This is a genomic window from Spirosoma oryzicola (assembly GCF_021233055.1).
Lineage (GTDB): Bacteria > Bacteroidota > Bacteroidia > Cytophagales > Spirosomataceae > Spirosoma > Spirosoma oryzicola.
Window position 1 is genome coordinate 5,163,560 of sequence record NZ_CP089538.1, and the last position, 13,211, is coordinate 5,176,770.

Annotated in this window: 14 protein-coding genes; all 14 read right to left on the reverse strand. The window is 48.4% G+C overall.

The window, feature by feature from the left end; genetic code table 11:
• Positions 1-45: 45 nt before the first annotated feature.
• Positions 46-1,443: a cell division protein FtsA gene (gene ftsA / locus LQ777_RS21790; RefSeq protein ID WP_232560049.1), complete on the reverse strand. Its 1,398-nt coding sequence runs from the start codon at positions 1,441-1,443 to the stop codon at positions 46-48.
• The gene (locus LQ777_RS21795) at positions 1,440-2,213 is read right to left on the reverse strand and encodes a cell division protein FtsQ/DivIB (protein WP_232560050.1); all 774 of its coding nucleotides are present in this window, start codon (positions 2,211-2,213) and stop codon (positions 1,440-1,442) included. The genes ftsA and LQ777_RS21795 overlap by 4 nt, the downstream gene beginning before the upstream one ends.
• Before the next feature lie 37 nt (positions 2,214-2,250).
• Complete coding sequence (murC, locus tag LQ777_RS21800; RefSeq protein ID WP_232560051.1) at positions 2,251-3,636, reverse strand: UDP-N-acetylmuramate--L-alanine ligase; 1,386 nt, start codon at positions 3,634-3,636, stop codon at positions 2,251-2,253.
• A gap of 43 nt (positions 3,637-3,679) precedes the next feature.
• The gene (murG, locus tag LQ777_RS21805; protein ID WP_232560052.1) at positions 3,680-4,792 is read right to left on the reverse strand and encodes an undecaprenyldiphospho-muramoylpentapeptide beta-N-acetylglucosaminyltransferase; all 1,113 of its coding nucleotides are present in this window, start codon (positions 4,790-4,792) and stop codon (positions 3,680-3,682) included.
• A 74-nt stretch (positions 4,793-4,866) separates the two neighbouring features.
• Positions 4,867-5,988, reverse strand: coding sequence for an FtsW/RodA/SpoVE family cell cycle protein (locus LQ777_RS21810; RefSeq protein WP_232560053.1), 1,122 nt, complete (start codon positions 5,986-5,988; stop codon positions 4,867-4,869).
• Positions 5,989-6,045: 57 nt separating this feature from the next.
• A complete protein-coding gene (murD, locus tag LQ777_RS21815) occupies positions 6,046-7,398 on the reverse strand; it encodes a UDP-N-acetylmuramoyl-L-alanine--D-glutamate ligase (protein WP_232560054.1) in 1,353 nt (450 codons plus the stop codon).
• An 86-nt stretch (positions 7,399-7,484) separates the two neighbouring features.
• Positions 7,485-7,817 carry a large conductance mechanosensitive channel protein MscL gene (gene mscL / locus LQ777_RS21820; protein WP_232560055.1) on the reverse strand — a complete coding sequence of 111 codons (333 nt, stop codon included), beginning with the start codon at positions 7,815-7,817 and terminating at the stop codon, positions 7,485-7,487.
• A 65-nt stretch (positions 7,818-7,882) separates the two neighbouring features.
• On the reverse strand, positions 7,883-8,878 hold the full coding sequence (locus tag LQ777_RS21825) for a DUF3078 domain-containing protein (RefSeq protein WP_232560056.1): 996 nt from the start codon (positions 8,876-8,878) through the stop codon (positions 7,883-7,885).
• A 49-nt stretch (positions 8,879-8,927) separates the two neighbouring features.
• Positions 8,928-9,755 carry a mechanosensitive ion channel family protein gene (locus LQ777_RS21830; protein ID WP_232560057.1) on the reverse strand — a complete coding sequence of 276 codons (828 nt, stop codon included), beginning with the start codon at positions 9,753-9,755 and terminating at the stop codon, positions 8,928-8,930.
• Between the two features lie 33 nt (positions 9,756-9,788).
• Positions 9,789-9,962 carry a hypothetical protein gene (locus LQ777_RS21835; RefSeq protein WP_232560058.1) on the reverse strand — a complete coding sequence of 58 codons (174 nt, stop codon included), beginning with the start codon at positions 9,960-9,962 and terminating at the stop codon, positions 9,789-9,791.
• 15 nt (positions 9,963-9,977) lie between these two features.
• Positions 9,978-10,586: an RNA polymerase sigma factor gene (locus LQ777_RS21840; protein ID WP_232560059.1), complete on the reverse strand. Its 609-nt coding sequence runs from the start codon at positions 10,584-10,586 to the stop codon at positions 9,978-9,980.
• Positions 10,587-10,832: 246 nt separating this feature from the next.
• Positions 10,833-11,666: a translation elongation factor Ts gene (gene tsf / locus LQ777_RS21845; RefSeq protein WP_232560060.1), complete on the reverse strand. Its 834-nt coding sequence runs from the start codon at positions 11,664-11,666 to the stop codon at positions 10,833-10,835.
• 167 nt (positions 11,667-11,833) lie between these two features.
• Positions 11,834-12,667, reverse strand: a complete 834-nt coding sequence (gene rpsB / locus LQ777_RS21850; RefSeq protein WP_232560061.1) for a 30S ribosomal protein S2 — start codon at positions 12,665-12,667, stop codon at positions 11,834-11,836.
• A 156-nt stretch (positions 12,668-12,823) separates the two neighbouring features.
• Positions 12,824-13,210, reverse strand: coding sequence for a 30S ribosomal protein S9 (rpsI, locus tag LQ777_RS21855; RefSeq protein WP_232560062.1), 387 nt, complete (start codon positions 13,208-13,210; stop codon positions 12,824-12,826).
• Position 13,211 lies beyond the last annotated feature (1 nt).

Genomic DNA, 13,211 nt, shown 5'->3' on the forward strand with positions numbered 1-13,211 from the left:
ATACAATTAAACTGGCTTGTCACCAGTTACCCCTAACCCTTACAATTAATACGGATCAGTTTCGCTGCCCCGAATTGGCTGAAGAGCTTCTCTAAGCCAACTTAGTAGCCCTCCTTTCTTGGGTGCTGGAGGAGGTTCCTTTTCGGGCGTTTTATCACGACCGCTCATTACTGGATTGCCATAAGGCGGTCGGACAGGTGCAGGTGTCTGTTCTTCGATGTATGCCGCCCGAGCCGGGTCGCTGATAAACGATATACGGTTATCAATGGTTTTGTATCCGGCCCAAACTAAGCCAACGGCAGTAGCATACGCTGGATCGCCCACCAGATCAGCGCGGCCATTCGGTTCCAGATGTTCGGGATAACCGACTTTTGCTTCTGTCCCGGTGACACGGCTAAAAATTTGTTCAACACCCGGTACCAGAGCAGTTCCTCCAGTCAGCACGATACCAGCCAGCAGCTTTCCTTCGTAACCAGCCCGAATAATTTCGGCCTGTACCAGGGCAGCAATCTCCCGTAAGCGATCTTCAATGATGGTGGCTACGTTTTTGAGCAAAACGTCTTTGGGTTTCCGATTGCTCAGACCCGGTACAGCCACCACTTCATTGATGTTGTATTCGCCAGGATTAGCATTGCCAAACCGCTTTTTCAACTGCTCGGCCTGATCAGGCATGATTTTACAACCCGACTGAATATCAGCAGTCAGGCTGTTACCCGCCCAGGGAAATACCGCAACGTGCCGTAACACACCCCGGTAATAAATTGCCAGTTCGGTAGTTCCTCCGCCAATGTCCACCAGAGCGACACCCGCATCCTTTTCTTCATCGGTTAATACCGCCAGGCCGGACGCTAGCGGAGACAGCATCATGGTTTCCTGCTGAAGGTTATTCCGCATGATGCATTTGCGAACGTTTCGAGCAGCATTCGCCTGCGCCGTAATCAACTGAAAATCAGCACCAAGCTTAACACCATTACGACCAACGGGCTGGTTGACATTTGTTTCGCCGTCAACCACAAAGTCCATTGGTAACACATGAATAATCTCTTTATCAGCAGGAATCGATGTCCGATACATATCACTTAACAGGTGATCGATATCCTCCGACTGAATTTCATCGCCCGACGACGAGCGGGTGATGCTACCAGTTGATTTAACAGATAAAACGTGCGCCCCGCTAAAGCTTACATTGACCAAATGAATATTCAGGTTCGACTGATTCGACGCTTCGGATACGGCCCGCCGAATAGCGCTTACCGTATTGTTCACATTCACAACCGACCCTTTTGTTACTCCGTCAGCTAACGGTGTTTCACCTACGCCCAATACTTCGAGCGTTTCCTGATCTTTGTTATTACGCACTACACGGCCTGCCACCGCACACACTTTCGTGCTGCCGATGTCCAGACCTACCACAATTTTGTCGCCAATGCTTGTCGTCGTCATTCGCACACGATTTGATTTCGATATTGAACGTTCACCCGGCTGTATCGGTCCCAACCTTTGGCGGGTAGAACGTCTGTATAAAACAATTTCAATTTCTTAAACTTGGCCTCCAGATCGGTCGGTGTTCCCAATTCAATCTGGTGGTTGCCCATCTGCGGCCACATCCTCACCTCACCCTGCCCATCCACAGAAACTTCCGTGATTTGAGCACGCCAGAACGGATCATCGCGAATCCGTTTAAGCAATTCTAGCAGTGGCCGGTTTCGTTCACTCGCCAGTGAACGATTTTTGACAAAATAATCGCCGGTCAATACAGGTACACGCGCCGAATAGTTCATCGAAATCGGGAAAAACCGTCCTTCTTCGCTTACGTATTGGCCCGCAACCGTCTGTACACCATCACCTGAAACAATCAACCGGGCTAACGGTCGAGGCTGCTCGACTGTGACGAGTAGGTCACCTGTCAGGTCACGAGAAATCTGACAGCTGTTTACTAATCCGTGTCGGCGCAGCCGTTCTTCCAACTGGTGAAAATTCAGCTCCTTATACACTTTACCGATTACCGGGTCAGCTCCTTCGTTTGTCAGATAGCCAGTAACGTCCTTCCTGGTAAGAAATGAGTGTCCGTCGATCTGATCAATATGTATAACGACGGCTTGTACTCGTTTCTGCCTATGCTTAATCTCGGTAAAGGCGATTAGGCTAAGTAGCACTAAAAGTCCACCAATTGCGAATAATCGCTTCTTGATTGATTTAAAGGTAGAAAACATCTGTGTATAAGCTAAGTCGTTATCCAGATATTTTTATCTATTGGTCTTTTAGGACCTCTTTCAAGTACGGTAACATTTGATCTATATCACCGGCACCTATGGTTACAAGCAACGTAGATTTCATCTCTCGCACAACGTCTACTAGTTCCGCTTTGGTACTTTGCCGTTTGCTTTTAGCTTGAATATTGCTAAAAATCAATTCAGAGGACACGCCCTCAATTGGCAATTCGCGCGCTGGGTAAATATCCAGCAAGATCACATGATCGGCCAGTGACAAACTTTCTGCGAAACCTTCCGCAAAATCGCGGGTGCGGCTGTACAGGTGCGGCTGAAAAATAGCCGTCAATTCACGATCGGGGTATAATGCTTTGACCGACGATAAAAATGCGCTGACCTCTGCGGGGTGATGCGCATAGTCGTCGATCAGCACGGCTTGATCCGTTTTAAGAATGTATTCAAACCGACGACGGACTCCCTGGTACGTATTCAGCGCAGCGCGGATCGCGTCGGCAGATACGCCTAGCTTTAAGGCCACGGCACTAGCTGCTACAGCGTTTTCTACGTTATGAAATCCCGGTACGATCAGTTGAATATCGGTGATGGTGCCATTTGGATGCGCTAGATCAAACACAAATGCTGCGTTTTCGATCCTTAGATTCTGGCTGTGGTAATCACCTTCCTGAAGGGAATACTCCTGAACCGTTGCTTTTGTTTTGCCGGCCAGTGATAATCCTTTTTTCATGAACAGGGTACCGTCTGGCTCAATCTGGCTAACGAATAAGCCAAATGATTCAAGAACAGCCTCATGGGCGCCGTAAATATCAAGGTGGTCGGCGTCCGTTGAGGTCACAATGGCCAGATGGGGAAAAAGCGTCAGGAACGAACGATCAAACTCATCGGCTTCGACCACGCACACCACCGAACGAAGATCGTCGGCGGGTTCGTTAAGCAGAAAATTAGTACCGTAATTATTGGTAATACCGCCCAAGAAAGCCGCACAGTTGACACCCGAATGACGTAGAATATGCGCCACCATCGACGATGTTGTTGTTTTCCCATGCGTTCCAGCCACGCCAATGGTTTTCATCTGACCGGCCAAAAGTCCCAGCACCTGCGAACGTTTTTGCAGCGTGAATCCACTTTCCGTCAGATAAACATACTCCTGATGCGTTTTAGGAACGGCAGGCGTGTAGATGACCAGCGTCTCCGCTGGGTTTTGGCGAAAAGCGACCGGAATCTGCTCAACGTCTTCCAGAAAATGAATACTGATTCCTTCGGTTTGTAGGGCCGATGTCAGCGCAGTAGGCGTTTTATCGTAACCGGCGACTTCGTAACCGTTCACGCGAAACCAGCGCGCTAACGCGCTCATCCCAATGCCTCCAATACCGAGGAAATAAATGTATTTAAATTGATCTAAAGTCATACGTTATGGTCTGGTCCAGACCGGTGCCGGTTCTTGTTCGTATTTATCGAGCCACCTTTTTACTTGACCCCGTGAGATGAATTACTTCCTGGGCAATGTCGCGGGCAGCATTAGGCTTTGCCAGCGTTTTGATAGCTTCGCTTAATTGTTGGCGCTGAGCCGAATCGTCCAGCAAACTCAGGGCCGCCGTTACGAGTTCTTCACGAGCGGTACGGTCATTGACCAGCAAAGCCGCTTTACGCTCGACCAGGCTCATCGCGTTTTTCGTCTGGTGATCTTCGGCAGCGGTCGGCAAAGGTACCAAAATGGCGGGTCTACCCACTAAACAAAGTTCGGAAACGGACAAGGCACCCGCTCTGGAGACGACGGCATTGGCTACCGCATAGGCTTTATCCATCTCGTAAATGAAATCGTACGCCTTGATTAAAGGCGACCCAACCGAGGCAACAGCGGCTCTGGCCCGTTCAATAAAAGCGGGACCCGTTTGCCAGACGACCTGCACACCCGCATCGACAAAGCGTTGAAGACCAGACTCCAGGCTTTCGTTCAGGGTTCTGGCTCCCTGGCTGCCGCCAATCACCAGCAGGGTCGGTCGGCCCGGCTCCAATCCGAACAGGTTTCGTCCGGCATCGACTTGCGTATCGGCAAACTGAATATCGCTACGAACTGGATTGCCGGTTAATTTAATTTTATCTGCCGGAAAAAAAGCCTCCATTCCCGGATAGGCCACACAGATGCGTTTCGCCCACCGCGCTAAGGCCTTATTGGTTATACCAGCGTACGAATTCTGTTCCTGGATGAGCGTGGGAATCCCTTTCATCGACGCAGCCAGCAGCAACGGCCCACTCGCGTAACCACCGACGCCAACAGCTGCATCGGGTTGGAAGTCGCGTACAATCTGCTGCGCCCGCAGAAAGCTCCGGCCCAATTTGAACGGGAAAGCCAGATTAGCGAGCGTCAGTTCTCGCTTGATGCCGACAACCGGTAACCCCACGATCTGGTAACCAGCCCGCGGTACTTTTTCCATTTCCATTTTGCCCTCTGCTCCCACGAACAAAATTTCGGTAGCTGGATCGATGGTTTTCAATTCATTAGCAATCGCGATAGCCGGATAGATATGACCGCCGGTTCCGCCCCCGCTGATAATTATTCTCATAGTGTTCAGTTTGCGGTTTACAGCTAGCGGATACAAGCTCATGGCTGTCTATCACGCTATACCAAACCGAATACCTAAATTTTACTCTCGTCGGCTTCGTCCCGGCTGACGCTCAGCACAATACCAATGGCTAATCCCGTGAAGATCAATGAGGTCCCCCCCATGCTAAGAAGTGGCAGCGGTTGCCCCGTAACCGGAGCTAACCCAATGGCTACGCAAATACTGGCAAATGCCTGGAAGACAATGCTAAAGGTTAATCCAGCGGACAGAAGCCCGCCAAACGGTCGTGTTGTTTTTTGTATAGCCTTGATCCCTCGCCAAAGAAACCAGATGTAAGCCAACACGACCGGAATACCACCCAGCAACAAACCGTATTCTTCAACAATGATCGCGTAAATAAAGTCGGAGAATGGGTTCGGCAGGGTGTTTCGCTGGTGACTGTTACCGGGTCCCTGCCCCGTCAAACCACCATTAGCAAGCGCGATGTACGACTGCTCAACCTGATAGACGACAGATTCGGAGTCCATAAAATTTTTGATCCGGTTGGTAGCCGTACCAAATCGCTGGCCCAGGTATAATCCAATACCGCCAAAGACAATACAGGCGCTCACCATGATTGCCAGATACCGAACCGGTACCCGACCAATATACATCAACAGAAAACAGGTCGCACCCAACAGCAAAGCAGTTGAGGTATTCGACAGGACAATCAGCGAACAGATAAGCGCGATCCAGAAGATCATGTTGATCAATACGCTGGGGTCGCTCATGAACCGTTGCCGCTTAGCCAACATAGCCGCCAAGCTCGAAATAAGCGCTAGTTTGGCTAAGTCAGACGGTTGAAAGGTCTGATTGATAATCGGAATCGTAACCCAGCGTGATGCGTCGTTCAAGGTCGACCCCTTAAAAAAAGCCCACAGCAGCAGGGGGATGGACAGCCATAAACCAAACTTTGCCAATCGGGCGTAGTAGATGTAGTTGATGCGATGGGCAAAATAAGTACACACCAGACCCAGCATCAGCAGTGATCCATGCTTGAGCAAGAAAATCTCGGTGTTGCCGTCTAACTCCCGAAACGCTTTTGTACCGGTTGCACTATATACGACCAGTACGCTCATGATCGATAAATACAACACAATCCACCAGATTTGGCGGTCGCCTTTAAGATGCGTACGAATCCAGTCGCGAAGGGCCATGATTGTAAAAAGATAGTATGTAGACGATACGGTTGCTAAATTTTACTATGGCCTGTGCTAGACCTCATCGATTAATTTTTGAACGGCAGCTTTAAACTGATTCCCCCGGTCTTCGTAGTTCTTAAACAAATCGAAACTAGCGCAGGCGGGCGACAACAGTACCGCATCTCCCGGCTGTGCCCATTCAAGTCCTTTCGCCACAGCGTCCGTAATCTGCTGCGTTTCGTAGATGGCGGGTATCTTGTTACCGAAGTAATTTATGAGTTTCTGATTGTCAATGCCTAAGCAAATCAACGCTTTTACTTTCCGGCTTACCACTTCGTCCAGCTGGCTGTAATCGTTCCCCTTATCCTGACCGCCCGCAATCCAGATTGTTGGTGCTTCCATGCTCGATAATGCATAAAATACCGAGTCTACATTGGTTGCTTTTGAGTCATTGATAAACTGAACGTCGTTTATCGTTCCGGCTGGTTCGAGCCGGTGCGCGGCATTCTGGAACGTTTTCAATCCTTCGGTGATCGATTCGTTGTCAATACCCACCGCTTTGGCCGCCAGTACAGCCGCCAACGTATTGATAGCGTTGTGTGGTCCCCGGAGCGTGGTATCGGTCATTGCCATCTGGAACGATGAATCGCCCAATGTTGCGGTTAGCTGCCCATTCTGAAAGAACCCACCTGGACTGGGTGTTGCTTGCAGCGAAATCGGCAGCTTATTTACCGATGGATTACGCTTCGCCAGTTCATCGAGGATAGGTTGACTTTCCTCAAAGTAAATGAACGTATCACTGGGCTGGGCGTTCTGTAAAATCCGGAATTTTGAATCGATGTAATTCTGAAAGTTGTAGCCGTACCGGTCCAGGTGATCAGGTGTAATATTAAGCAATACCATCACATCGAGATGGGTATCGACCATATCATCCAGCTGGAAACTACTCAACTCTAACACGTAGTAGTCAAACGAACCGTCGATCACCTGAGCGGCAAAACTATCGCCTACGTTGCCCGCCAGTCCGACATTTAGCCCCGCTTTTTTCAGCAAATGATAGATTAGCAGCGTCGTTGTCGTTTTTCCATTGCTGCCTGTGATTCCGATCAGCTTGGCGTTCGTGTAACGAGCAGCAAACTCAATCTCCGAAATAACCGGTGTACCTTGTGCTTTCAGCTTTTGCACCAGCGGCACCGTTGCCGGAATGCCGGGGCTTTTCACGACTTCTACAGCGTCAAGAATCTTTTCTTCGGTATGTTCTCCTTCTTCAAACGGAATACCAGCGGCTCGCAGCGTAGCCCGGTAGCTTTCTTTCAAAGAGCCCTTATCCGACAAAAAAACGTCAAACCCTTTTGCTTGGGCTAATAAGGCCGCCCCTACTCCGCTTTCTCCTCCGCCAAGAACCGCTATTTTCTTTGCTACCATAATGAATTAAACAAGTAGCAAAATAACGCATAAATGAAGAAGCCCCGGTTACGCACCGGGGCTTTTCCTGTATTTTTCGATTGTAATTACGGTTTAGAGCCAAGTGAACTCGAAAGACGGGCACGGTTGGCTAGCTTGACGATTAGAAAAACAACCCAGGCGATAATCAGAAACTGAATGGCTACGTTCAGGAAGTTTCCGTAACGGATTGCCACTTCAGGCGTTGTCCCAACGGCTTCTTTCAACACTATCTTCATCTGGCTAAAGTCAATACCCCCAATGACTAAACCTAGTATCGGATTGATTATATCCTCTACTAATGACGTGGTAATTTTTCCAAAAGCCGCGCCAATGATAATACCAACGGCCAGATCTAGTACATTCCCTTGCGCAATGAATGCTCGAAACTCGCTCAGCATAAGACGGTTATTTTAGTTCTGAAATAGTCATTAACGCTGTCAAACTATATAATCCTTATTTCAAATCAAAATCGTCCCGGTAACGGATCGGTCGATTTAAGTGGATCTCTTTTCTGCCGAAATGAACTGATGTTGTACACTAACCCAATGGCCAATGTCTGCTGTATTTGAAGCGATGAACTGAAATCTTTGTTGTACAAAGCAATCAGGCCAAAGGTTGTGTTTAGATAGCGACTTACTTTAGCGGTCAGGAGGAGGTCGAGCCGGTGGTTGACATTCCTCAAATTCTCATAAACGGTAAACAGTTGATACCGGGCGTTCAGCGCTATGTTCTGGGTCAAGTTTCGGTTTATAACTGTTTGTAACTGAAAGGCCAGCCACTCTGTCCGCATCTTTCGACCGGGTTGAACACCATAAGCCACTTGGGTAGGATCGGCAACAAACGTACCATCCGATAACTCGCGCACCCGTACCGCGTCGTCGGACACGAATGTAAAGCGGGGAGCAACGGGGCTCATCCGAAGCGAAAACCAGTCATTTGGCCGATAAGCCACCCCTACACCAAAGGTGAGCTGGGCGGGCGCAAAGAAATTCGACACCTTCAGCCGGGGCTGATCGGCGGGGAGCTTATCGTACCGGTAACCAGGGGCAAAAAAGGTGTTGAACGTCCCGGAGACAAATAAATCCCATTTGGGAGCAATCTTGCGGCCCAGTACCGAAATCAAAATAAGCTGATCAGCAGCCTTGCGCGTAGTACCGACCTGCGTGACATAGCCCAACTGAAGATCAGCGGTGTTGTCCCATGACATTTTTTCTTTTTCGTAGAAGGCACGCGCTGCGACAACAGCTCCTAACGATACGGAATTGACGCCCCCCCCTGACCAGTTGCTAAACGATGCCTGGTTGAAGTTGATACCGCCACTAAACGATTTTTGCCAGTACGAGGTGTCGGGCTTCACCGCGACGGTATCTTTAAAATTAGTGGTGATTCGGGTAGAATCTTGTCCAAAGGCATGGGCCAAGCTCAGCCAGCATACGGTGGTGTACAGTAATTTTTTCATACCCCGTATAGACGGACAACCTTTGCCAAAGCCACAGCAGAAAAGCCTTTTAATTGAAAATTTCTACTTTTTTGGTTTGTAAGACCTGCATTGGAAAAACAGTTGTTGTATCGCCGGTCTGAAGCGTCAGGCTAGTCCCATCAACTTTAATGATTTCTCCCTTTACGTCGTCGATTTGGATGACTTGTCCTTCTTTGTATTTACTTCTGGAATAGAACGAAGACAGGATGTTTGACATTACGTCCCGTGAAGCAATTCCGTAGCCGACGGCAAACGCAAAAATTACGCCCCCGATGATGAGGTTGAAACTCGACTCCAGCAATTCTGTATTGATTCCTGCCTGACCGAGTGCGCTGATAACGGTAATGACGAGAAAGAAAACAAAAACTATCATACTTAGCAGACGCCCCGACGAGATGTTGAACGATTGACACATGCTCAACACGGCTTCCCGCAACGTATCAGCCACCAATACACCCACTTGTAGCATGATGGCTGCCGCAATCACTTTTGGAATAAAGCTGACCAACGACGAGACCATATCCGTGATAGCGGCCACACCCAAGGTTTCGGTAGCAGCCGTGATAAAAACCAGCAGGACAAAGTAGTAAAGTACTTTTCCGATAATTTCGCTTAGCTTGATTTCGGTGTTGAGTTGCTTGATAATGCTTATTTCGTTCAGTCGGCTACCGATTTTGTCGAATCCAACCTGAGCCAGCACACGCCGAACAATAAATGCCATCAAACGCGCAACGCCAATACCAATTAACAGAATGACAATGGCCCCCAATATGCGTGGCACAAACTCGACGAACTGATCAATAAGCGTTTGAAATGTATTGCGTAAAACTTCGGTAATATTAGGGAGTTCTTTCATAAAGGTACGGTGTTCACTATTAATACAATTGGGCTATTGAGCAGGGTTAGCCAATACAGATACTACGCCAAACAGGTGGCCAACATAAAGCTCCGTTACAGTAGCAAAATCTCGGATTAAGTCTATTTCCGAAAAAATTTCGGCTTTTAAGTGGGGTGGACATTCGGCGTCCGGTTCCATTTCCAGAAATGGGTTAGGCGTTTCCATCGCAATAATTAGTTTTTATTTAAAGGGCCATCGAATAGACAAAGCAGCTTTGATAGCCAGGAGTAACCAGAATACGGCTCCTTCCAAATAGTACTTCCGAAGTTTGTCACGCGTTCGCTTTAAGCGCATTTTTATAGCGCTTTCTGTAGTACCATGCATATCGGCAAGTTCGCGGATGCTGACATCATCCTGGTATTTCATGAGCAACAGGCTTTGCTCGGTCGGGTCCAGGTGCTCCATAGCTTTTTTGAGCTGCTGCGCTTCCAGTTCGGCCAACTCCGCCAGTCCATCGTCGCTGTTATCAACTTCCAGACGTTCCCAACCCTCGTCCATGTAGATTTCTGAGCGTCGGTGTGGCGCTCTTACGTGGTCGGTGCAGTAGTTATAGGTGATTGAGTATAGCCAGGTAGAAAACCTTGATTGCTCCTTAAAGCTGCCTATTTTGATGACAAGCTTTAGAAAAATATCGTGCGTAAGGTCCTCGGCCTGCTGGCTATCTTTAGTGAACGAAAGGCATTTTCTGTAGACCTTATCACAGTAGCGCTCATACAAACGCTCGAAATACGTATTCTTCTGCGTTTCAATATATAACCGGACCAATTCTTCGTCCGTCAATTGCTTCATTAGTTCGGTGGGGCTATTAGAAACTCACAAAGCAGACAAAGTAACGGTTTTTGACTATTTAGTTAACAATGAGCTTGCATTAACTCATAAAAATGGCTCTTCCTGGCGTTAACTATTCGATTTTCTACTACGAAATCGCCAATTAATTTATAAGCATTTAGATGGCGTTTCCGTAGTCAACTTTCTGGAAAAACAAAAAGCCCGGCTCCGAGCCAGGCTTTTTGTAAAATGAGTATCGCTAAAAACTTAACCGATTGCTACGCGTTTGAACGCCGATACGGTCAGACCTTTGCTTGTTTTGTCGAGCAGTTGTGCGATCGTCAAAGAGTTGTCTTTCACGAACTCCTGATTCAACAACGTATTCTCTTTGTAGAACTTGTTCAGCTTGCCCAGTGCGATTTTTTCGAGCATGGCTTCAGGCTTGCCTTCTTGACGAGCCTGTTCTTTACCAATCTCGATTTCACGCTCAACGATAGTCGAATCAACGCCGTCTTTGTCCAAAGCAACCGGCTTCATGGCCGCAATCTGCATGGCGATGTCTTTACCCACTTCGGCTACATCCGTACCGTTTGTGTTGGTCAGGCCAACCAGAACGCCCAGTTTACCGTTTGAGTGAATGTAAGAAACGACTTGATCAGCGGTGACGGTTTCGAACGAAGCAACGTCGATTTTCTCACCAATTTTACCCATCAGGTCCGTGATATGATCCTGAAGAGCACGGCCATCAGCCTGAGGTGTAGCCAGCAAAGTAGCTTTGTCAGTTGCATCTGTTGCAACTGCTGTGCTAATTACGGCCATTGCCAGATTCTGGAAATCAGCAACTTTCGAAACAGGCTCCGTTTCGCAAGCCAGTGCAATTACTTTACCACTTTTTCCGTCGGGGCTAACGTGTGCCAATACAACACCTTCGGCCGTTGCGTTGTCAGCCCGTTTGTCAGCTATTTTCTGACCCTGCTTCCGCAGAATCTCTTTTGCTTTTTCAAAATCGCCTTCGGCTTCGGTAAGGGCCTTTTTACAGTCCATCATACCTGCTCCGGTCTCTTGCCGAAGTTTGTTTACGTCAGCAGCGGTAATTGCCATTGTTTTGGAGTTTTCAGTTTAATTGTTTTCCGTTTTCAGTCTATGATAAACCGAAAATGAAATCGAAATTAATTTTTATAGAATAGCCCATAGCGGATGGCTACGGGCTATCGTTTGACATTCAATATTCAGTTAGGCTGGATAGCACCATCTGTACCCTGAATGTTTTATGCTTCTTGCTCATCTTCAGCAACAGCCGCTGGCGAAGAGGTAGCTTCTGGCTGTGATTCGCCTTCGGCTTTAGCCTGAGCAAGATCTTCAGCACGTTTCGCTTCTTCTTCTTCCTGGACGCGCTGATCGTCTTTATCCTGCTTCCGCTCCATCAGACCTTCTTCGATGGCCTTACCGATAGCAAGCGTAATCAGCGATATTGACTTATAAGCATCATCATTAGCTGGAATAGCGAAGTCAACAGCTTCTGGATTCGAGTTTGTATCGCACATAGCAAATACAGGGATACCCAGGCGGTGTGCTTCAGCAACAGCGATGTGTTCGCGTTTTACGTCAACAACGAACAGAGCAGCTGGCAGACGGGTCAGATCGGCGATACCACCGAGTACACGCTCCAGTTTTTCTTTATCACGGGTCCGTGTCAAACGCTCCCGCTTGGCAATGCTTTTGATGGTCTCCTCATCTTTCAGCATTTTGTCCAGCGTTTGCATTTTTTTCAGCGATTTGCGGATCGTCGCGAAGTTCGTCAACATACCGCCCTGCCAGCGGTCGGTAACGTAAGGCATTTTCAGACGACGCGCTTCTTCCGAAACGATCTCCTGCGCCTGTTTCTTCGTGGCCACAAACATCACTTTCCGGCCCGAGCGAACGATACCTTTGATAGCGTTCGAAGCCTCTTCCAGCGCGGCTACTGTTTTGTTGAGGTCAATAATGTGGATGCCGTTCTTCTCCATGAAGATGTACGGAGCCATCCGGGGGTCCCACTTACGCGTAAGGTGGCCAAAGTGCACACCAGCGTCGAGGAGGTCTTTATATTCGATTTGTGCCATTTCCGTTAAGAAAAATGAGTTTTTAAAAGTACGCAGCACCACCCGTCGGCATCATCTAAGGGCAGTCTGGACGAGATAAAGTTTCCAGTTGGTTTGGCCTGCGTTTTCCTTGTCAATACAAGTGAAAGCCACAACCGAAACAACCGTAAACTGATATTAGCGTTTCGAGAACTGGAACCGACGACGTGCTTTCCGGCGACCGTATTTCTTACGCTCAACCATGCGCGAGTCACGCGTCAGGAAGCCTTCTTTCTTGAGGGCAGGACGGAAGTCACCGTTCAGTTCAACCAACGCACGAGCAATTGCCATGCGAGTAGCTTCAGCCTGACCCGATACACCACCACCACGAACGTTTACTTTTACGTCGTAGCCGCCAACACCGTTAACGGTTGAGAAAGGCTGGTTCAAGATAATTTGCAGTACTTCGGTAGGGAAATATTGTTTGTAATCTTTCCCGTTTACCGAGATGGCTCCGCTGCCCGCCGACAGATAAACGCGGGAGATGGCAGTTTTACGGCGGCCAATGGTGTTAATACGATCCATT

Coding starts and splice junctions, on each gene's coding strand:
- ftsA (WP_232560049.1), bottom strand. CDS start 1,443: ATGACGACGACAAGCATTGGCGACAAAATTGTGGTAGGTCTGGACATC.
- LQ777_RS21795 (WP_232560050.1), bottom strand. CDS start 2,213: ATGTTTTCTACCTTTAAATCAATCAAGAAGCGATTATTCGCAATTGGT.
- murC (WP_232560051.1), bottom strand. CDS start 3,636: ATGACTTTAGATCAATTTAAATACATTTATTTCCTCGGTATTGGAGGC.
- murG (WP_232560052.1), bottom strand. CDS start 4,792: ATGAGAATAATTATCAGCGGGGGCGGAACCGGCGGTCATATCTATCCG.
- LQ777_RS21810 (WP_232560053.1), bottom strand. CDS start 5,988: ATGGCCCTTCGCGACTGGATTCGTACGCATCTTAAAGGCGACCGCCAA.
- murD (WP_232560054.1), bottom strand. CDS start 7,398: ATGGTAGCAAAGAAAATAGCGGTTCTTGGCGGAGGAGAAAGCGGAGTA.
- mscL (WP_232560055.1), bottom strand. CDS start 7,817: ATGCTGAGCGAGTTTCGAGCATTCATTGCGCAAGGGAATGTACTAGAT.
- LQ777_RS21825 (WP_232560056.1), bottom strand. CDS start 8,878: ATGAAAAAATTACTGTACACCACCGTATGCTGGCTGAGCTTGGCCCAT.
- LQ777_RS21830 (WP_232560057.1), bottom strand. CDS start 9,755: ATGAAAGAACTCCCTAATATTACCGAAGTTTTACGCAATACATTTCAA.
- LQ777_RS21835 (WP_232560058.1), bottom strand. CDS start 9,962: ATGGAAACGCCTAACCCATTTCTGGAAATGGAACCGGACGCCGAATGT.
- LQ777_RS21840 (WP_232560059.1), bottom strand. CDS start 10,586: ATGAAGCAATTGACGGACGAAGAATTGGTCCGGTTATATATTGAAACG.
- tsf (WP_232560060.1), bottom strand. CDS start 11,666: ATGGCAATTACCGCTGCTGACGTAAACAAACTTCGGCAAGAGACCGGA.
- rpsB (WP_232560061.1), bottom strand. CDS start 12,667: ATGGCACAAATCGAATATAAAGACCTCCTCGACGCTGGTGTGCACTTT.
- rpsI (WP_232560062.1), bottom strand. CDS start 13,210: ATGGATCGTATTAACACCATTGGCCGCCGTAAAACTGCCATCTCCCGC.